16 protein-coding genes and 1 pseudogene are annotated in these 17,455 nt (G+C 73.2%); 9 read left to right on the plus strand and 8 right to left on the minus strand.

The window, feature by feature from the left end; genetic code table 11:
* The first annotated feature begins 99 nt into the window (after window positions 1–99).
* A complete protein-coding gene (gene opgC, locus ACFZB9_RS09455; RefSeq protein WP_391445250.1) occupies window positions 100–1,251 on the plus strand; it encodes an OpgC domain-containing protein in 1,152 nt (383 codons plus the stop codon).
* Window positions 1,252–1,293: 42 nt separating this feature from the next.
* Here the strand turns inward: opgC and ACFZB9_RS09460 are convergent, their stop codons facing one another.
* Together ACFZB9_RS09460 and ACFZB9_RS09465 are read right to left on the minus strand one after the other, a co-directional pair.
* A complete protein-coding gene (locus ACFZB9_RS09460; protein WP_391445252.1) occupies window positions 1,294–1,530 on the minus strand; it encodes a hypothetical protein in 237 nt (78 codons plus the stop codon).
* 87 nt (window positions 1,531–1,617) lie between these two features.
* Entirely contained in the window at window positions 1,618–2,256 is a 639-nt protein-coding gene (locus ACFZB9_RS09465) for a TetR/AcrR family transcriptional regulator (protein WP_391445254.1), read from the minus strand.
* Window positions 2,257–2,300: 44 nt separating this feature from the next.
* Between ACFZB9_RS09465 and ACFZB9_RS09470 the strand changes: the two are divergent.
* A pseudogene (locus ACFZB9_RS09470) lies at window positions 2,301–3,530 on the plus strand (MFS transporter); the annotation flags it as partial.
* Window positions 3,531–3,577: 47 nt separating this feature from the next.
* Here the strand turns inward: ACFZB9_RS09470 and ACFZB9_RS09475 are convergent.
* Window positions 3,578–4,924, minus strand: coding sequence for an MFS transporter (locus ACFZB9_RS09475; RefSeq protein WP_391445256.1), 1,347 nt, complete (start codon window positions 4,922–4,924; stop codon window positions 3,578–3,580).
* A gap of 154 nt (window positions 4,925–5,078) precedes the next feature.
* On the opposite strand from ACFZB9_RS09475, the gene ACFZB9_RS09480 reads away from it, so the two are divergent.
* Entirely contained in the window at window positions 5,079–6,164 is a 1,086-nt protein-coding gene (locus tag ACFZB9_RS09480; protein WP_391445258.1) for a hypothetical protein, read from the plus strand.
* 25 nt (window positions 6,165–6,189) lie between these two features.
* Here ACFZB9_RS09480 and ACFZB9_RS09485 read toward each other — a convergent pair whose 3' ends face one another.
* The 4 genes from ACFZB9_RS09485 to ACFZB9_RS09500 form a co-directional block, all read right to left on the minus strand.
* Window positions 6,190–6,891, minus strand: a complete 702-nt coding sequence (locus ACFZB9_RS09485) for a dienelactone hydrolase family protein (RefSeq protein ID WP_391445260.1) — start codon at window positions 6,889–6,891, stop codon at window positions 6,190–6,192.
* 127 nt (window positions 6,892–7,018) lie between these two features.
* Complete coding sequence (locus ACFZB9_RS09490; protein WP_391445262.1) at window positions 7,019–8,473, minus strand: sugar porter family MFS transporter; 1,455 nt, start codon at window positions 8,471–8,473, stop codon at window positions 7,019–7,021.
* Between the two features lie 52 nt (window positions 8,474–8,525).
* Window positions 8,526–9,161 carry an FMN-binding negative transcriptional regulator gene (locus tag ACFZB9_RS09495; protein WP_391445264.1) on the minus strand — a complete coding sequence of 212 codons (636 nt, stop codon included), beginning with the start codon at window positions 9,159–9,161 and terminating at the stop codon, window positions 8,526–8,528.
* Window positions 9,155–9,865, minus strand: coding sequence for a pyridoxamine 5'-phosphate oxidase family protein (locus ACFZB9_RS09500; RefSeq protein ID WP_391445266.1), 711 nt, complete (start codon window positions 9,863–9,865; stop codon window positions 9,155–9,157). The genes ACFZB9_RS09495 and ACFZB9_RS09500 overlap by 7 nt, the downstream gene beginning before the upstream one ends.
* 35 nt (window positions 9,866–9,900) lie before the next feature.
* Between ACFZB9_RS09500 and ACFZB9_RS09505 the strand changes: the two genes are divergently transcribed.
* The gene (locus ACFZB9_RS09505; protein ID WP_391445268.1) at window positions 9,901–11,253 is read left to right on the plus strand and encodes an aminotransferase class I/II-fold pyridoxal phosphate-dependent enzyme; all 1,353 of its coding nucleotides are present in this window, start codon (window positions 9,901–9,903) and stop codon (window positions 11,251–11,253) included.
* Between the two features lie 185 nt (window positions 11,254–11,438).
* Window positions 11,439–12,617: a GDSL-type esterase/lipase family protein gene (locus tag ACFZB9_RS09510; RefSeq protein WP_391445270.1), complete on the plus strand. Its 1,179-nt coding sequence runs from the start codon at window positions 11,439–11,441 to the stop codon at window positions 12,615–12,617.
* A 69-nt stretch (window positions 12,618–12,686) separates the two neighbouring features.
* Here ACFZB9_RS09510 and ACFZB9_RS09515 read toward each other — a convergent pair whose 3' ends face one another.
* Window positions 12,687–14,045, minus strand: coding sequence for an NAD(P)/FAD-dependent oxidoreductase (locus ACFZB9_RS09515; RefSeq protein ID WP_391445272.1), 1,359 nt, complete (start codon window positions 14,043–14,045; stop codon window positions 12,687–12,689).
* A gap of 183 nt (window positions 14,046–14,228) precedes the next feature.
* On the opposite strand from ACFZB9_RS09515, the gene ACFZB9_RS09520 reads away from it, so the two are divergent.
* The 4 genes from ACFZB9_RS09520 (at window position 14,229) to purB (ending at window position 17,449) form a co-directional block, all read left to right on the plus strand.
* Entirely contained in the window at window positions 14,229–15,005 is a 777-nt protein-coding gene (locus ACFZB9_RS09520) for a HipA family kinase (RefSeq protein ID WP_391445273.1), read from the plus strand.
* Complete coding sequence (locus tag ACFZB9_RS09525; RefSeq protein ID WP_391445275.1) at window positions 15,005–15,400, plus strand: DUF3037 domain-containing protein; 396 nt, start codon at window positions 15,005–15,007, stop codon at window positions 15,398–15,400. Before ACFZB9_RS09520 ends, ACFZB9_RS09525 begins: the two co-directional genes overlap by 1 nt.
* An 80-nt stretch (window positions 15,401–15,480) precedes the next feature.
* A complete protein-coding gene (locus tag ACFZB9_RS09530) occupies window positions 15,481–15,912 on the plus strand; it encodes a MarR family winged helix-turn-helix transcriptional regulator (RefSeq protein WP_391445277.1) in 432 nt (143 codons plus the stop codon).
* Between the two features lie 97 nt (window positions 15,913–16,009).
* Complete coding sequence (gene purB, locus ACFZB9_RS09535) at window positions 16,010–17,449, plus strand: adenylosuccinate lyase (RefSeq protein ID WP_391445279.1); 1,440 nt, start codon at window positions 16,010–16,012, stop codon at window positions 17,447–17,449.
* Window positions 17,450–17,455: the final 6 nt, after the last annotated feature.

Genomic DNA, 17,455 nt, shown 5'->3' on the forward strand with positions numbered 1-17,455 from the left:
TCAAGGGGTGATCGGGGGAACCTGAGAAGATCCTGATAGTTGAGCCCAGGTGACCGTTCTTCTCACCCGCGTCAAAGACTTGCCTGGCGGAATGGGCGCATGACGTTCCTGCATCTGCCTGCCCTGGCCCCGGCCAAGGTCACCGCGCGCGCGACCGGTCTGACCGGGCCCGGCGGGGCCGTCGTGAGACGGCCCCGCCTCGTGACGCTCGATCTGATGCGCGGGTACTACGTGGGAGTGCTCGCCGCGGTCCACCTGGACTACGTCCCCTCGCTGCTGGGCCTCTTCGACGGTCGCGGCTCGCTGCTGGTCTCCGAGGCCGAGAACTTCTTCCTGATCTCCGGTCTGCTGGTGGGCATGCTCCGCCGCCGCGACCTGGAGCAGCACGGCCCGATGCGGATGGCGCGCAACACCTGGAAACGGGCCGGCCAGCTGTATGTGCTCGCGGTCACCCTCACCCTGCTGTTCACCGTCATCGGCCGGCTCGCGGTGGCGCACGGCATCTCGAACGTCAAGGACGGCCTCGACAGCGACTCCTCGCCGCTGGGCCTGGTCGCCAACACGCTGACCCTGCGCTACACCTACGGCTGGGCGGACTTCCTGACCTTCTACGTGCCGATGTTCCTGCTCGCGCCGTTGATGGTGTGGCTGCTCTCCCGCCGCCTGGCGCCGGTGGTCGTGCTGCTGGCCTACGCCGGTTTCCTGCTGCCCTCGCACTACGACACCAAGTTCTTCAGCCCCTTCCTGCAGTGGGGCGTGTACTTCTTCCTCGGCACCATCGCCGGCTACCACTGGGACGATCTGCGGCGGTTGGTGGCCCGGCTGTCGCCCACGGCGCGGCGGGTGCTGAGCACCGTGCTGATCGTGGCGACCGTCGCGCTCTATGTGATCGGCATGATCCTGCTCTTCCATCCCGAGCTGATCGTCGACCCGGCCGCCTACAACCACCTGTTCCAGAACAACCGGCTCGGCCTGCTGCGGCCGTTCGCGGCCCCGATCAGCTTCGCGGGCACCTTCCTGCTGGTCCGCAGGTTCGAGGAGCCGATCGCGCGGACCGTCGGCAGGGTGTTGCTGCCGTTCGGCCGGAGCTCGCTGTACGTCTATGTCGCGCAGAGCTTCTTCGTCTTCCTGATCCCGTTCGTGGTCGGTCCGCGCGGGTTCTGGGGCAACACCCTCTTCGACGTCTCGGTGATCGCGGTGATCTATGTCGCGGTGCGCGCCCGCTTCCTGACCTTCCTGATCCCCCGGTAGCGGTCCGCCCGCGCTCCGACGGGGCGCGGGCGACGCGGCGGGTCAGCCGAGCAGGCGGATCAGCGCGCTGTCGAAGAGGTCGAGGGCGCGCGGCAGCGGTCCCTCGTCGTGGTGGTGCAGCGCGGACCAGAACAGGTCGCCCGGGAGCGCGTGTTCGGAGGCGTAGACCCGGTAGGCGTACCGGCAGCCGTCCGCACCGGCCAGCTCGACCAGCCAGCAGCGGTCGGCCGGCCGGGTGGACGGCAGGTCGGAGATGACGAGCTGCGGCGGCCGTGGCAACGGGTCTCCCTCCCGGGCGGCGGACTCATCGAGCGTTGCCGAGTGAGACCGCCGCCGGGCGTGAAAGGTTGTGCCGCGTCGGCGAGTTCAGCCGGACGGGAGAGTTCGGTCGAGCAGCCAGCCGGTCAGCATCAGCCTGATCTCGGCGAGGATCGCCTCGTCGCCCTCGGGCCGGTCGCGGAAGGCGGTGTTGAGCAGTTTGCCCGCGGCGGAGACGGCGAGGCCGGCGCGCCGGGCGAAGGCGGGGGTGTCGGGGTAGCCGTAGTCGCTCACCAGGACGGTGCGGATCGCGGCGGCCAGCCGGGCGTCGTTCTCCTCGTCGTGGTCGAGCAGGGCCGGCAGCGGGGGACCGTTGAACCACAGCCCCCGAAAGCCCGGTTGCTCGCGGCGGAAGCGCACGTGCGCGTCGAGTACCCGGTCGGTCAGTTCGCCGGCCGTCGCGGGGCGCGGGTGGGCCAGGGCGCGGTCGGTCAGCTCCAGGAACTCGTCGAGCCAGCGCAGGGTCAGCGTGCTCGCGATCGCATGCTTGTCCGGGAAGAAGCGGTACAGCACCCCGATCGAGACGCCGGCCTCGGCGGCGATCAGCTTGGTGCCGATCTCCTCGTACGAACGCTCCTCCAGCAGACGGGTGGTGGCCGCCAGGATGCGGGCGACCTTCTCCCGGCTGCGTTGCTGCTGCGGCTCGCGCAGGATGCCGGCGGGCGGCGGGGGGACGTTCTCGGTCATTGTGCTCCTTGACAGGGCCTCAAAGCTGAACCAGAGTCTAGTTCATGTTTTCCGCTGGGGGAGCGGCTGCCGAGCCGCTGGGATCTCGTTTTCGTCTGCTCTGGACCTCGGTCACCGTCTCCTCGCTCGGCGACGGGATGCGGTTCGTCGCACTGCCGTTGCTGGCCGCCCGGATCTCCGGCGACCCGCGCGACCTGGCCCTGGTGACCGTTGCCGAGCAACTGCCCTGGCTGCTGTTCAGCCTGCCGGCTGGGGCGCTGGCCGACCGGGTGGACCGGCGGCGCCTGCTCTGGACGGTGGACGCCTGCCGGGCGGTGCTGGTCGCCGGCTTCGCCGCCGCGGTGGCCTTCGGGGTCGTCGGGATCTTGCTGATCGCGCTGGTCGGATTTCTGCTGGGCTGCGGGCAGACGCTCTACAACGCCGGCTGGGCGGGGGTGGTCCCGGCCGTGGTCCGGCCGGCCGACCGGCCCCGGGCCAACGGACGGCTGCAGGCCGGTGCGCTGGTGACGGACTCGCTGCTCGGCGCGCCGCTGGGCACCGTCTGCTTCGGGCTCGCTGCGCTGGCGCCGTTCGCGGTGGACGCGGTCTCCTTCGCATTGGCGGCCCTGCTGGTCTTCCTGCTGCCGGGCAGCCTGCGGGCCGAACGGCCTGCGGGGTCTGAGCGCTCTGAGCGGCCCGAGCGGCCCGAGCAGCCCGAGCGGCCCGAACGGCCGACGGGCCGTCAGGCGCCGGCCGGCCTGTTCACCGAGGCGGTCCAGGGCGCGCGCTGGCTGGCCCGGCACCGGCTGCTGCGCACGCTCTGCCTGACCGCGGCCACCTCCAACCTGGTCTTCGGCGGCGTGATCGCGGTGCTGGTGCTCTACGCGCGCCGGATCCTGCACCTGGGCCCGCTCGGCTACGGCCTGCTGAGCGTGGCCTTCGCGGTCGGCGGAGTGCTCGGCTCGCTGGCCGCGCCCTGGATCGGCGGGCGGCTGGGCATGCGCTGGACGCTGCTGGTCACCATGCTCGGTTCGGGGCTGGCACTGACCGTCGCCGCTCTGGCCCACAGCTGGCCGACGGTGGGGTGCGCCACGGTCGGCTACGGGGCGCTGAGCATGGCCTGGGGCGTGCTGGCGGTCTCGCTGCGCCAGGATCTGGTGCCGGAGCAGTTGCTGGGCCGGGTCGGCATGGCCTACCAGATGGTGGCCAACGGTGGCATCGCGGTCGGCGCGGCGCTGGCCGGGGTCCTGGCCCACGGTTACGGGCTGCGCGCCCCGTTCCTGGTGGGCGCGGTGCTGACCGTGCTGGTCGCGCCGCTGGTGTTCCGGGTGCTGAGGACGGGTCAGGCCGCGGCCTCCGCCGCGGTGGGGACGGCCTCCGAGCGGGCCGCGGCCGGGGCGGGCGCCGGTGGACGCAGCACGGCCGGTGGCGGGTCCGCCGTCATCCGGGACAGCTGCCGTACCTCGGGGACCGCCAGCACCAGCAGCGACAGCAGCGTCATCCCGCCCGCGCAGGCCCACAGCGCCCCGTTCAGGCCGAGCCCGCCGGCCAGCGGCGCGGCCGCCATCGTGCCGACCGGGGCCAGTGCCACCGAGCCGCACCAGTCGTAGGCGGCGACCCGGGAGAAGCTGGCGGCCGGGATCTCCTGTTGCAGCGCGATCATCCAGCAGACCCCGTAGACCGTGCCGCCGACCCCGGAGGCGAACATCGCGCCGCCCAGCACGGCCAGCGGCGCGCCGGCCGCCAGGGTGGCGGCGGGCAGGGCGAAGAGCAGCACGCCCGCGGTGCCGGCCAGCAGCAGCCGGCGCGGTTGCCAACGGACCATCAGCAGGCCGCCGGCCACCAGCCCGGCGCCCATCGCCGCGTTGACCAGGCCCCATGGCCGGGGACCGCCGAGCCGCTGGTCGGCGACGAGCGGGCCGAGCACCGACTCGGCGGCGATCAGGCAGGCGTTCACCACCCCGTACTGCACCACCACCGCCCACAGCCAGCGCCGGGAGGTGAACTCCCGCCAGCCTTCGCGCAGATCGGCGAGCATCCCGGGCCCGGCCTCACGCTCGGCCGTGGCGCCCGCCGCGGGCCCGGTCGGCGCGGGCCCGCGCAGGCAGAGCCGCAGCGCGCCGGCCGCCGCCAGCGTGGTGGCGTCCAGGGCCAGCACCCAGCCGGGCCCGACCGCCGCGACCAGCGCGCCGCCGAGCGCGGCGCCGCCGATCTGCGCGGTGTTCAGCGCGGTGCGGAAGAGCGCGAAAGCCCGTGGAGCCTGCTCCTGGTCGACCGACTCCATGATCATGCCCTCGGCTGCGGGGGCGTAGAAGGCCTGGCCGATCCCGTTCGCCGCGGCCAGCAGGACCACCTGCCAGAGCCGGGCCGACCCGGTCAGCACCAGCGCCGCCAGTGCCGCCTGGGAGAGCGCGTTGCCGATGTTGGCGGCGACCATCACCCGGTGCCGCGGCAGCCGGTCGGCCACCGCGCCGCCGATCAGCAGGAAGAGCACGATGGCGGCCAGCCGTGCGCCGGTGACATAGCCGATCGCGGCGGCGCCGCCGCCCATCCGCAGCAGTGCGAAGGCGGTGGCGATCGGTGCGCCGGCATTGCCGAGGCCGCTCACCACGGTCGCGCCGGTCTGGATCAGGTACTCGCGCCCGGCCCAGGCAGGCGGACGGGGGTGGCCCTTGGTTCGATTCGGCATTCGCCTGACTATGACGGTGGCATGGAGGCCTGTCCACGCTACGGACAGGTACGGACAGGTTGGGGGAGTTACCCGGCAGATGCCGATCGAAAACAACTCGACACTGATCGAAAATCAACTGCGCTGAAGGCCTGGGTGCTGGCACGATGCCCCGATGGACCAGATCCTCCGAGCCGCGAGCGCCCTGCTGGGCCGTCAGCTGACCGATCCGGTGGATCTGGGCGGCAGCAGCCGCAGCAGCGTCCTGCGCTGCCGCACGGCTGCGGGCGGCACGGTGATCGTCAAGGCCTTCACCGACGCGGCCGAGTCGCGCCGGGCCTTCACCGCCGAGGCGGCCGGTCTCGCCCTGGACCTGGGCGGCCCCGAACTGCTGGCGGTGGACCGGGACTTCCCGCTGCTGGTGATGGAGGACCTGGGCACCGCGCCGACCCTGGCCGACCTGCTGCTCGGCACCGACCCGAAGGCCGCCGAGCGCGGCCTGCTGGAGTGGGCGCGCGGCCTGGGCCGGCTGTCCGCCGCCGGGGCCACCCGGCGCGCGGAGTTCGAGCAGCTGTGGGCGCGCTACGACCAGGGCCTGCCGTCCTGGGAGCACGAGCCGTGGATCACCCGCAACGCCGCCGAACTGCCCGGCGTGCTCGCGGCGGCCGGTGTCGAGCCGGCACCTGGACTGGCGGCGGAGCTGGCCCGGATCGGCACGGCCGGCGGCGAGCGCTACCCCGGCTTCACCCCCGGTGACACCTGCCCGGACAACAACCTGCTGACCGCCGAGGGGCTGCGGCTGATCGACTTCGAGGCGGCCTGCTTCCTGTCGGTCTTCATGACCGCCGCGTACTGCCGGATGCCGTTCGCCACCTGCTGGTGCGTCTTCCGGCTACCGGCGGACCTGGCGGCCGAGGTCGAACGGACCTTCCGCGCCGAGGTGGTGGCGAGCTACCCCGAACTGGCCGAGGAGGCCTGCTGGCAGCAGGGCATGGCCGAGGCGCTCGCGGTGTGGACCGTGGACCTGACGGTCTCCCTGCTGCCACGCGCGCTGCCCGAGGACGCCCCGATGCACCGCACCCGGCGCCCGGTGCCCACCCGGCGTCAGCTGCTGAGCCACCGCTGGGCGATGGCAGCCGCACTGCCCGGCCTGCCGGCGCTGGGTGAGACGATGGAGCGGCTGTGCACCACGGTGGCAGCGGACTGGAACACCCCACCGCTGCCCGGCTACCCCGCCTTCGAAACCGACAGGCCCTGGTAGGGGGCCGGCGTCCTGGCAGCCCCTCTCAGCCCAGGTGGCCGCGCAGGAAGCTGAGGGTTCGCCGCCAGGCGACCTTGGCCTGCAGCGGGTCGTAGGTGCCCAGCAGGTTCTCGTCGTTCATGAACGCGTGCCCGGCCGGGTAGAAGTGGATCTCCGGACGGCGGTCGGTGGCCTCGCCGATCAGGATCGCCGCCTCGTCCACCACCTCGGCGGGCAGCCCCTTGTCGTACTCGGCGAAGTGGCCCAGCACGTGTGCGGTCAGGCCCCGGTAGTCGTAGCCCGGCTCGCGCGGCAGCCCGTAGAACGGGACCACGGCGGCCACCTTGTCGCCCTCCTGCGCGGCCAGCCGCAGCGCGAAGCCGCCGCCCATGCAGAAGCCGACCACGGCGACCGCGTCGCCGACCAGCGCGGGGTGTTCGAGCAGGAAGTCGATGGAGCCGCGCAGGTCCCACACCGCGCGCTCGGTGGGGAGCCGGGCGAGCAGCTCGGCGGCCTCGGCGCGGTCGTGGGTGGTCGCGCCGCCGTACAGGTCCGGGGCCAGCGCCAGGAAACCCTCGGCGGCGAACCGGTCGACCATCGAGGTCATGTGCGTGGTCAGCCCCCACCACTCCTGGATCACCAGCAGCCCGGGCCCGCGGCCGGTCGGCGGCAGCGCGAGGTAGCCGTGTGCCTGCTCCCCGCCGCTGGGGAAGGTGACGTTCTGCGCTCCAGAGGTGGGGTCGGCCATCGGGCATCTCCTGGTGAGCCGCGGACCGGGCCGGGTGGCCCGCGGGGATGATGGTATGCGGGCCGGGAGCCGAGCGGGAGTCAGTTCCAAGCCCATGATCGGCGTGTCGCGTACTGGCGGCCGGGCCTCAGCCCATCTCCTCCAGCGTCTTGCCGCGGGTCTCCTTGATGCAGAAGGCCACGAACGGGATGGAGAGCAGCGCGAAGCAGGCGTAGATCACGTAGGTGGCCGACAGGTTCCAGTCGGCGAGGTCGGGGAAACTGACGGTGATCGCCCAGTTGGCGATCCACTGGGCCGAGGCGGCCACCGAGAGGGCCAGCGCGCGGATCTTGTTCGGGAACATCTCGCCGAGCAGCACCCAGACCACCACGCCCCAGGAGAAGGCGAAGCAGAGCACGAAGAGATGGGCGGCGACCAGCGCCACGGTGCCCTGGGCGCTCGGCAGGGTGGCGCCGGTACCGGTGCCGTGGCGGTAGGAGAAGGCCCAGGCGGCGGTGGCCAGCGAGGCCGCCATGCCGATCGAGCCGGCCAGCGCCAGCGGCTTGCGGCCGATCCGGTCCACCAGCAGCATCGCGATCACCGTGCCGATGACGTTGACGATCGAGGTGGAGAGGCTGATCAGCAGCGAGTTGCTCTCGTTGATCCCGACGGACTGCCAGAGCAGCGAGGAGTAGTAGAAGATCACGTTGATGCCGACGAACTGCTGGAAGACCGAGGCGCCGATGCCCACCCAGACGATCGGCAGCAGGCCGAAGCGGCCGCTGGTCAGATCCGCGAGCCGGGGCTTGTGCTCGCTGTGCAGCACCGTGCGGATCTCCGCCACCCGGCTGTCCAGGTCCACCCCGGGCCCCTCGACCTCGCGCAGCACCTGACGGGCCTTCTCCTCGCGGCCGGTGGCGATCAGGTGACGCGGCGACTCGGGGATGCTGAGCGCCATCAGCCCGTAGACCAGGGCCGGCACCGTCTCCACCCCGAGCATCCACTGCCAGGCCTGGATCCCGCCCAGGTGTCCGGTGGACTCCCCGCCGGCCGCCTGGTTGAGCGCGTAGTTGGCCAGTTGGGAGATGGTGATGCCGAGCACGATCGCCATCTGCTGGAAGGAGGCCAGTCGCCCTCGGTAGGCGGCGGGCGCCACCTCGGCGATGTAGGTGGGCGCGATCACCGAGGCGATGCCGATCGCGATGCCGCCCAGCACCCGCCAGGTGGCCAGCAGTTGGATGTTCGGCGGGAACATTGAGCCCACGCCGCTGATCGCGAAGAGCACGGCGGCCAGCACCATGGTCCGCACCCGGCCGAAGTGGTCGGCCAGCCAGCCGGCCGCGACCGCGCCCGCGGCCGAGCCGAGCAGCGCGATGGCCACCACGAACGCGGTCTCGCCGTTGCCCACGTGGAAGTGCTTCTGGATGCCGGTGACGGCGCCGTTGATGACCGCGCTGTCGTAGCCGAACAGGAAGCCGCCCATGGCAGCCGCCGCCGAGATGAAGACGACACGGCCCAGCGGGGCGAGCTCGGGGGCGGGGTGTGCCGAGGCGGTCCTGGACAGGGCGGGCTCCCGGGGTGCGGCGGAGGCGATCTGTTCCATCAGATCAGCTGGGTGCCCGTCTGCCCCGTAATGAGCCCGGTATGTCCACCCCCTAGGGCTGTCCGAGCGGGCAGCCGCCGCGCTGCGCGTTGCGCCGCAGCAGCTGCGCCCGGGCGCCCGCGTCCCCGGGGCCGGCGCGCTCGGCGAGCCGTTCGGCCATCGCGGCCTGCTGCTCGACCGGCACCTTGTCGTCGTACTTGAACTTCGCCCGCACCTGGCGCACCGTCAGCCGCAGCCCGCGGATGCCCGACAGCTGCGGCCCGTACGGCTCGGCGCCCGGGACCACCCGCACCTGCGGTGCCTCCGGCTGGAAGTGCGCCAGCTGCCGGTTGAGGATCTCGGCCTTGCCCGCCGCGTCGTCCACCGGCTCGGCCAGGCAGTCGAACTGCACCGAGGCGTAGTAGCTGGTGGGCACCTGGCTGGGCCGCCAGTAGCCGGGCACGAAGGTGTAGTCGTCGGTCACCGCGAGCGTCACCTGCGGGTCGGCGCCGATCGCCGCGAAGAGCGGGTTGGGCTTGCCCAGGTGCAGCAGGATCTCGCCCTGGTCGGCGTCCAGCAGGAAGTGGGTGGGGACCAGCACCGGGCCGCTCCCGCCGGCGCCGTTGGCCGCCAGCAGGCCGAAGTCGCGGCCGGCCAGCCACTGGCGCCACTCGGCCGGCTCGCCCCGGTCCCAGGAACGGATCAGCACGGCGCACCCGGCGGCTGGAAGTCGCGCAGGTACCCGGGCAGCGCGCGCTCGGTGCCCGGGTGCGGGACGGGCGCGCCGTAGCGGGTGCCGATGGGGACGACGCCGGACCAGTACGGCAGGTCCGCGTCCTCGGGGTCGTCGTGGGCGCCGTCCTCGCGGGACTTGGCCGAGACCTCGTCGAGCACCAGGCGGATCACCGCCGTCTTGGCCAGCTCCTTGGGGTTGGCCGGCCGGCAGTCCTGCGAGCGCCCCGGGATCGCGTGGTCGACCAGCGCGTCCAGCGCCAGCGCCAGCTCCTCGGGGTCGGTGACCTGCTCGGCGATGCCGTGCGCCACCACCGAGCGGAAGTTGACGGAGTGGTTGAAGGCGGACTTGGTCAGCACCAGGGCGTCCAGCTGGGTGACCGTGACGCAGACCGGCAGCCCCTCCTCGCCACCGGCGGCGCGCAGCGGGCGGCTGCCGGTGGAGCCGTGCAGGTAGAGCCGGTCGTCCACCCGGGCGAAGATCGTGGGCAGCACGACCGGGCCGCCGGCCGCGACGAAGCCCAGGTGGCAGACCCAGGCGGTGTCCAGGATGGCGTGGATCTCGGCCCGTTCCCAGCTGGCGCGGTCCTTGTAGCGGGTGGGTGTGGTCCGCTCGGTGCGGGCGTAGGACGTGCCCTGCTCCTCGCTCTGCTCGGTCCGCTGCGCCTGCGGGTCCGACATGACAGCCCCCTATGTACTAGTGCATAATGATCTTTGTGCTAGGAGACTATCGGATTCAGGGACGGCGCGCCACGGAGATCGCGGCCGACGTCGAACGCGCGGTCGGCTCCGGGGAGCTGGAGCCGGGCCAGGCGCTGCCCCCGTTGCGCGAGCTGGCCGAGGAGCTGGGCGTCAACTCCAACACGGTGGCCGCGGCCTACCGCCTGCTGCGCGACCGCGGGGTGATCGAGACCGCCGGTCGTCGGGGCAGCCGGATCCGCCCCCGCCCGGTCACCAGCTACCGCGACCAGGTCCGGGTGGACATCCCCGCCGGCGTGCGGAACCTGGCGGCCGGCAACCCCGACCCCCGCCTGCTGCCCGACCTCGGCCCCGCGCTCGCGGTGGCCGCCGCCGCGGCCGACCGGGCCCCGGTGCTCTACGGTCACCCCGCCGCCGAACCCGAACTGGTCGAGCTCGCCACGGCGGGCTTCCTGGCCGACGGGGTGCCGCAGGCCGCCTTCGCGGTCACCGCGGGTGCGCTGGACGCGATCGACCGGGTGCTCGCCGCCTGCCTGCGCCCCGGTGACGCGGTCGCGGTGGAGGACCCGGGCTGGGGCAGCCTGCTCGACCTGCTGCCCGCCCACGGCCTGCGCACCCTGCCGGTCGCGCTGGACGACCAGGGCCCGCGCCCCGAGTCGGTGGCCGCGGCGCTCGCGGCCGGCGCCCGCGCGCTGGTCGTCACCAGCCGGGCGCAGAACCCCACCGGCGCCGCCGTCACCACCGCCCGCGCCGCCGCGCTGCGCGCGGTGCTGGCCGGGCATCCCGAGGTGCTGCTGCTGGAGGACGACCACGGGCACGGCATCACCGACCTGCCCTTCGCCACCCTGGTCTGCGGGCCGGACCGACGGCCGCTCTGCTCGCGCTGGGCGGTGGTCCGCTCGGCGGCCAAGGCGTTCGGCCCCGACCTGCGGCTGGCCGTCCTGATGGGCGACCAGGACACCGTCGGCCGGCTGCTGGGCCGCCAGCGGCTGGACACCGGCTGGGTCAGCCACCTGCTCCAGCGTGCCGTGGCCGAGCTGTGGCGCACCCACGGCGCGGGCCCCACCGGCGTCGCGCAGGCGTACGGCCGGCGCCGGCAGGCCCTGCTCACGGCGCTGGCCGGGCACGGCATCGCCGCGCACGGCACCAGCGGGGTGAACGTCTGGGTGGCGGTGCCGGAGGAGACCGCGGTCGTGGTCGGCCTGCTGCAGCGCGGCTGGGCGGTCACCCCGGGGGCGGCGTTCCGGCTGCAGTCGCCGCCCGGGATCCGGATCACCGTGGCCCAGCTGGACCCGGCCGAGGCGCCCCGGCTGGCCGCCGACCTCGCGGCCGTCCTGGGCCGCACGGAGGCGGGTGCCCGGCAGATCTGAACGCCGGGCGCGCCCGGGCGCGGAGTCTGAACTCGCGGGTAACACGGCGAAAAAGTTGCTGCAGCTACCTAGCGGTAACCGGCGCGGGCATGCCAGATTCCTCACGCCACCGGCCGGCGGCCCACCCTCACCCGCAGCGGCGCCCGACCCCACCTCGGGCAGCCGCCGTTCGCAGGAGTTCCGCCGTGCCCGAAAGCTGGACCAGAACCACGCGCGCCCGCAGAGCCGCCCGGCCGCTGGCCGCCCTGCTCGCCCTCCCGCTCACCGCCACCGGCCTGCTCACGCTGGCCGCCCCGGCGCAGGCCGTCGCCGGCCCCACCGCCGTGGTCACGCTGGGCGACAGCTACATCTCCGGGGAGGCGGGCCGCTGGATGGGCAACAGCGACACCACCTCCGGTGGCCACGACGGCACCGACCGCGCCTGGAACGGCAGCGCCGCCGACCCGAGCACGGTCTACGGCACGACCTACGCCAGCGGGTGCGACCGCTCGGACGTGGCCGAGGCCGACAGCGCCACCGGGATCGCCCAGCAGAGCATCAACCTCGCCTGCTCGGGCGCCACCACCGCCAACGTCTTCCGGGCCGCGGACGGCGGCCAGAGCCTCAAGGGCGAGGCCCCGCAGGCCGACCAGTTGGCCACCGCGGCGGCCCGGAACGACGTCAAGCTGATCACCCTGTCGATCGGTGGCAACGACCTCGGCTTCTCGGACGTCATCACCACCTGCGCCGAGGACTACCTGATCTGGGACTCGACCTGCGCCGACGACCAGCAGTCCGCGATCGAGGCGAAGATGCCCGCCGCGATGGCCGGCGTCGGCAAGGCCATCGACGAGATCCGCGCGGTGATGAAGGGCGACGGCTACGCCGCCGGCTCCTACCGGATCGTGCTGCAGTCCTACCCCTCGCCGATCCCGCGCAGCAGCGAGAACCGCTACCCGGAGAGCGGCTGGTCACGCGCCTCGACCGGCGGCTGTCCGTTCTGGAACGCCGACTCCGACTGGGCCAGGGACACCATGGTCCCCGAGGTCTCCGACCAGCTGGCGGCGGTGGCCGCCGCCAAGGGCGTGCAGTTCCTGGACCTGCGCGACCTGCTCCAGGGCCGCGAGGTCTGCTCCACCGCCACCCAGCAGGCCACCTTGGACAGCCCGCCCTCGGCGACCACCAGCGAGTGGGCCCGCTTCGTCGACTCCGGCTTCACCAGCGCGGCCCAGGGCACCACCCAGGAGTCGATGCACCCGAACTACTACGCCCAGCTCGCGCTCGGCCGCTGCCTGTCGCTGCTCCGGGCGCAGCAGGGCGGCAACGCCGCCTGCCGCAACACGCCGGGCCAGGACGCCTCGGGGATGTACCTGACCGGCTCCTGAGCCCTCCCGCAGCACACCGCCGCCGGCCCGGTGCGGGGCCGGCGGCGGTGCGTGCCCGGGCGCGGGGCGTCAGTGCTTGGCGTGCAGCGCCTGGGTGTGCTCGCGGACCTGCTCCTTGGTCAGATACGCGTCGGTGTACTCGAAGTCGCGCAGCGTGGCGGGCCGGCGGGACAGGAAGCCCAGCCGCACGAAGTCGTCCCCGGCGGTGGCGTTCAGCAGCCAGCTGGCGCCCACCCGGAACTTCGCCACGTTGGTCCGCATCGCCATCAGGTGGTAGCCGCGGGCCACCAGCTGGGCCGGCACGCCGGTCATCTCCACGCCGAGCGGCTTGGAGACCGCGTCCTTGCCGCCCAGGTCGACCACCAGGCCCAGGTCCTTGTGGTAGTAGGGCTCCAGGGGCTGGTTGCGCAGCGCGGCGACCAGGTTGTCGGCCGCCTTGCGGCCCTGGCGGGCCGAGTGCTGGGCGGTGGGCGGGCAGACCGCGCCGTCGCCCTTGGCCAGGTCGGGCACCGCCGCCGCGTCACCGAGGGCGAACACGCCCTCGAACTGCGGCACCCGCAGCTCCGCGGTCACCGCGATCCGGCCGCGCACCGTCTCCGCGTCCAGCGTGCCGATCAGCGGGCTGGCGGCCACCCCGGCGGTCCAGATCAGGGTGCGCGAGGGGATCACCCGCCCGTCGGTGAAGGTCACGCTGGTCTCGCCGACCTCGGCCACCGAGACGCCGAGCGAGACCTCCACGCCCCGCCCGCGCAGCACCTTCATCGCCCGGGTGCCCAGGTGCTCGCCCAGCTCGGGCATCAGCTTGGGCGCGATGTCGATCAGATGCCACTTGATCAGCTGCGGGTCCAGCCGCGGGTAGCGGTCGAGCGCGGCGGTGGTCAGCCGCTGCAGGCAGGCGGCCGTCTCGGTGCCGGCGTAGCCGCCGCCGACCACCACGAACTGCAGCCGGGAGGCGCGCTCCTCCTGGTCCAGGGTGGCCGCGGCCAGGTCGAGCTGGGAGATCACGTGGTCGCGCACGTAGGCGGCCTCGGCAAGGGTCTTCATCCCGCGCGCGTGGTCGGTCAGGCCCGGGATGTCGAAGGTGCGGGTGACGCTGCCGGGTGCCAGCACCAGGTAGTCGTAGGGCTCGGCGATCACCTGGTCGGTGATCTTCCGGATGATGCAGACCTTGGCCTGCGGGTCCACCCCGATGGCGCCGCCCGGGATGATGTCGGTGCGGTGCAGCGAGCGGCGCAGCGAGACCGCGACCGACGACGGGGTGAGCACACCGGCCGCCACGTGCGGCAGCAGGGGCAGGTAGAGCTGGTAGCTGAACGGTGCGACGAGGGTGATCCGGGCCTCCGTCGCGGCGAGCTTGCGCTCCAGTCGACGGGCGCACTCCAGTCCGGCGAAGCCGCCGCCCACCACCAGGATCCGAGGACGTTCCATCTGATTTCCTTCGCTGGGTTCCTAGGTTGGATTCCTACGCCGGACCTTCGTCGTCCACCCCCACCGCGGCCTTCGCCGTGACGGGGTCGGTGGGCCCGGGTGACGGGGCGCCACATCCTGGCCACCCTCGCACGGCCCCTGGGGGCGCGCCACCGCAACCGGGCGGATGGGTAGGGTTGGCGCGTGCTTCGTGAGGTGACGGCGGTCCGCTATGTGACGCCACTGCGAGAAGGCGGCTCGATGCCGGGCCTGGTGGAGGCCGACGACCACCGGCTGTACGCGCTGAAGTGGAGCGGTGCGGCGCAGGGGCGCAAGGCGCTGGTGGCCGAGGTGCTGGCCGGTGAGCTGGCGCGCGGGCTCGGTCTGCCGGTGCCGGAGCTGGTCCGGATCGACCTCGACCCGGTGCTCGCCCGCAGCGAGCCGGAACAGCAGATCCAGGAGCAGATGCGGGCCAGCGGCGGGGTGAACGTGGGCCTGGCCTTCCTCAGCGGCGCGCTGAACTTCGACCCGCTCTGCTTCGAGGTGGCCGCGGACGAGGCCGCCCGGGTGCTCTGGTTCGACGCACTGATCGGCAACGTCGACCGGTCCTGGCGCAACCCCAACCTGCTGGTGGCCGGGGGGCGGCTGCAGCTGATCGACCACGGCGCCAGCCTGATCTTCCACCACCACTGGCCCGGCGCGGCCGGCTGGATCCGGCGCCCGTACGACGCCGGCGATCACGCGCTGCGGCGGTTCTGCGCCGACCCGGGCGAGCTGGCGGCGGCGGACCGTGCGCTCGCCGCCGCGGCCACGCCCGAGTTGCTGGCCCGGGCGGTGGCGGCGATCCCGGCGGAGTTCCTGCTCGACGAGCCCGGCTTCGAGGACCCCGAGGCCGTCCGGGCCGCCTATGTCGCCCAGCTGTCGGCGCGGCTGGCCGGGCCGCGCGACTGGCTGCCCGTCCTGTCCGAGGTGAGTGCCTGATGGACCGTCATGACGTCGACTTCCACGACTACGAGTACGCGGTGATCCGCGCCGTGCCCCGGGTGGAGCGCGGCGAGTGCGTCAACCTCGGGGTGCTGCTCTACTGCCGCGGGCAGGAGCGGCTGCTGGCCCGTACCCTGCTGCCCGAGGCGAAGCTGCTGGCGCTGGATCCGACGGTCGACCTGGCCGGGGTGGCGCGGGCGCTGCGCGGGATCGAGGGCGTCTGTGCCGGTGGTCCGGCGGCGGGTCCGGCGGCCGGGGACACTCCTGGGCAGCGGTTCCGCTGGCTCACCGCGCCGCGCAGCGCCGTCGTCCAGCCCGGCCCGGTGCACACCGGGCTGACCGGCGACGCGGAGCAGGAGCTGGCACGGCTGTTCGAGCAGCTGGTGGCCTGAGTGGCACGGGGGCCGTCGCTTGAGCGACTCAAAGCTCAAGCGAATGAAACTTTTATGCTTCCTGTGATCTCATGGTGTCCATGACGACCGCCGCACCATCTGTCACCACCGCCGCCCTGATGGAGGCGGTGGCAGCCGTGAGCGCCGCCTACTTCCAGGACTTCGCCGGCGCGGCGGGCCGGCACGGGCTCAGCTCCTCCCAGGCCAAGGCGCTGGGCGTGGTGCTGGAGCCGGTGCCGATGCGCGCCCTGGCCGGCCGCCTGGGCTGCGACGCCTCCAATGTCACCGGCATCGTGGACCGGCTGGAGTCGCTGGGCCTGGCCCGCCGCGAGGCGGCCGCCACCGACCGCCGGGTGAAGATCGTGACCATCACCGAGGAGGGTCGCGAGACCCTGCTGAAGATCCGCGCCGACATGACCCGGGCGCACCGGGCGCTGGACTCGCTCAGCGCCGACCAGCGGACCGCGCTGCTGGGCATGTGCGAGCAGCTGCTGCCGCTGCTGGCGAGCTGAGCGGGGCGACGGCTCCCGGGGGTCGCCGGGCGGTCGCACCCGTTGCCGCCGCCCCGTCGTCCGGCCCCGCTGACCTCCACTGTTAGGCTTGCGAAGCGTGAGCGCCAAGCCCCAGATCCCCAATGTCCTGGCCGCCCGGTACGCCTCGGCGACCCTGGCCCAGCTGTGGTCCCCCGAGCACAAGGTGGTTCTCGAACGCCACCTGTGGCTCGCCGTCCTCAAGGCCCAGCGGGATCTGGGCATCGATGTGCCCGAGACCGCCGTCGCCGACTACGAGCGGGTCGTCGACAACGTCGACCTGGCCTCGATCGCCGCCCGCGAGCGGGTCACCCGGCATGACGTGAAGGCCCGGATCGAGGAGTTCAGCGAGCTCGCGGGCCACGAGCAGATCCACAAGGGGATGACCTCCCGGGACCTGACCGAGAACGTCGAGCAGCTGCAGATCCGTCAGTCGCTGGAGCACGTGCGCGACCGCGTGGTCGCCGTGCTGGTCCGCCTGGGCCGCCTCGCCGCCCAGCACGCCGAGCTGGTGATGGCCGGCCGCTCGCACAACGTGGCGGCCCAGGCCACCACGCTCGGCAAGCGCTTCGCCACTGTGGCCGACGAGGTGCTGGTCGCCTTCGTCCGCCTGGAGGAGCTGATCGCCCGTTACCCGCTGCGCGGGATCAAGGGCCCGGTCGGCACCGCGCAGGACATGCTCGACCTGCTGGGAGGGGGCAGTCAGGGAACAGCCAGGCTCGCCGAGCTGGAGCTGCGGGTGGCCGGCCACCTCGGCTTCGACAACGTGCTGACCAGCGTCGGCCAGGTCTACCCGCGCTCGCTCGACTTCGAGGTGCTCAGCGCGCTGGTCCAGCTCTCCGCCGGGCCCTCCAGCCTGGCCAAGACGATCCGCCTGATGGCCGGGCACGAGCTGGTGACCGAGGGCTTCAAGGAGGGCCAGGTCGGCTCCTCGGCGATGCCGCACAAGATGAACACCCGCTCCTGCGAGCGGGTCAACGGCCTGGCCGTGATCCTGCGCGGCTACGCCTCGATGACCGCCGAGCTGGGCGGCGACCAGTGGAACGAGGGCGACGTCTCCTGCTCGGTGGTGCGCCGGGTGGCCCTGCCGGACGCGTTCTTCGCCTTCGACGGCCTGCTGGAGACGTTCCTGACGGTGCTGGACGAGTTCGGCGCCTTCCCGGCCGTGATCGAGGCCGAGCTGGACCGTTACCTGCCGTTCCTGGCCACCACCAAGGTGCTGATGGGCGCGGTGCGCGCGGGCGTGGGCCGCGAGGTCGGCCACGAGGTGATCAAGGAGCACGCGGTCGCCTCCGCCCTGGCGATGCGGGCCGGCGCGCGGGAGAACGAGCTGCTCGACCGGCTCGCCGCCGACGAGCGGATCCCGCTGGACCGGGCCGCGCTCGACGCGCTGCTGGCCGACCGGCTCTCCTTCACCGGTGCCGCCGGGGCCCAGGTGGCCGAGATGGTGCGCCGGATCGAGGCCGTCGCCGCCGGCTACCCGGCGGCCGCCAAGTACGCGCCCGGCGACATCCTCTAGGCAGGT

Origin of the sequence: Kitasatospora sp. NPDC008050 (assembly GCF_042957465.1) — a bacterium.
Classification (GTDB): Bacteria; Actinomycetota; Actinomycetes; order Streptomycetales; family Streptomycetaceae; genus Kitasatospora.

Excerpts from the sequence above, each read along its gene's own strand:
- opgC (WP_391445250.1), top strand. The coding sequence starts at position 100 with ATGACGTTCCTGCATCTGCCTGCCCTGGCCCCGGCCAAGGTCACCGCG.
- ACFZB9_RS09480 (WP_391445258.1), top strand. The coding sequence starts at position 5,079 with ATGGACCAGATCCTCCGAGCCGCGAGCGCCCTGCTGGGCCGTCAGCTG.
- ACFZB9_RS09530 (WP_391445277.1), top strand. The coding sequence starts at position 15,481 with ATGACGACCGCCGCACCATCTGTCACCACCGCCGCCCTGATGGAGGCG.
- ACFZB9_RS09485 (WP_391445260.1), bottom strand. The coding sequence starts at position 6,891 with ATGGCCGACCCCACCTCTGGAGCGCAGAACGTCACCTTCCCCAGCGGC.
- ACFZB9_RS09465 (WP_391445254.1), bottom strand. The coding sequence starts at position 2,256 with ATGACCGAGAACGTCCCCCCGCCGCCCGCCGGCATCCTGCGCGAGCCG.
- ACFZB9_RS09500 (WP_391445266.1), bottom strand. The coding sequence starts at position 9,865 with ATGTCGGACCCGCAGGCGCAGCGGACCGAGCAGAGCGAGGAGCAGGGC.
- ACFZB9_RS09490 (WP_391445262.1), bottom strand. The coding sequence starts at position 8,473 with ATGGAACAGATCGCCTCCGCCGCACCCCGGGAGCCCGCCCTGTCCAGG.
- ACFZB9_RS09475 (WP_391445256.1), bottom strand. The coding sequence starts at position 4,924 with ATGCCGAATCGAACCAAGGGCCACCCCCGTCCGCCTGCCTGGGCCGGG.
- ACFZB9_RS09525 (WP_391445275.1), top strand. The coding sequence starts at position 15,005 with ATGGACCGTCATGACGTCGACTTCCACGACTACGAGTACGCGGTGATC.
- ACFZB9_RS09515 (WP_391445272.1), bottom strand. The coding sequence starts at position 14,045 with ATGGAACGTCCTCGGATCCTGGTGGTGGGCGGCGGCTTCGCCGGACTG.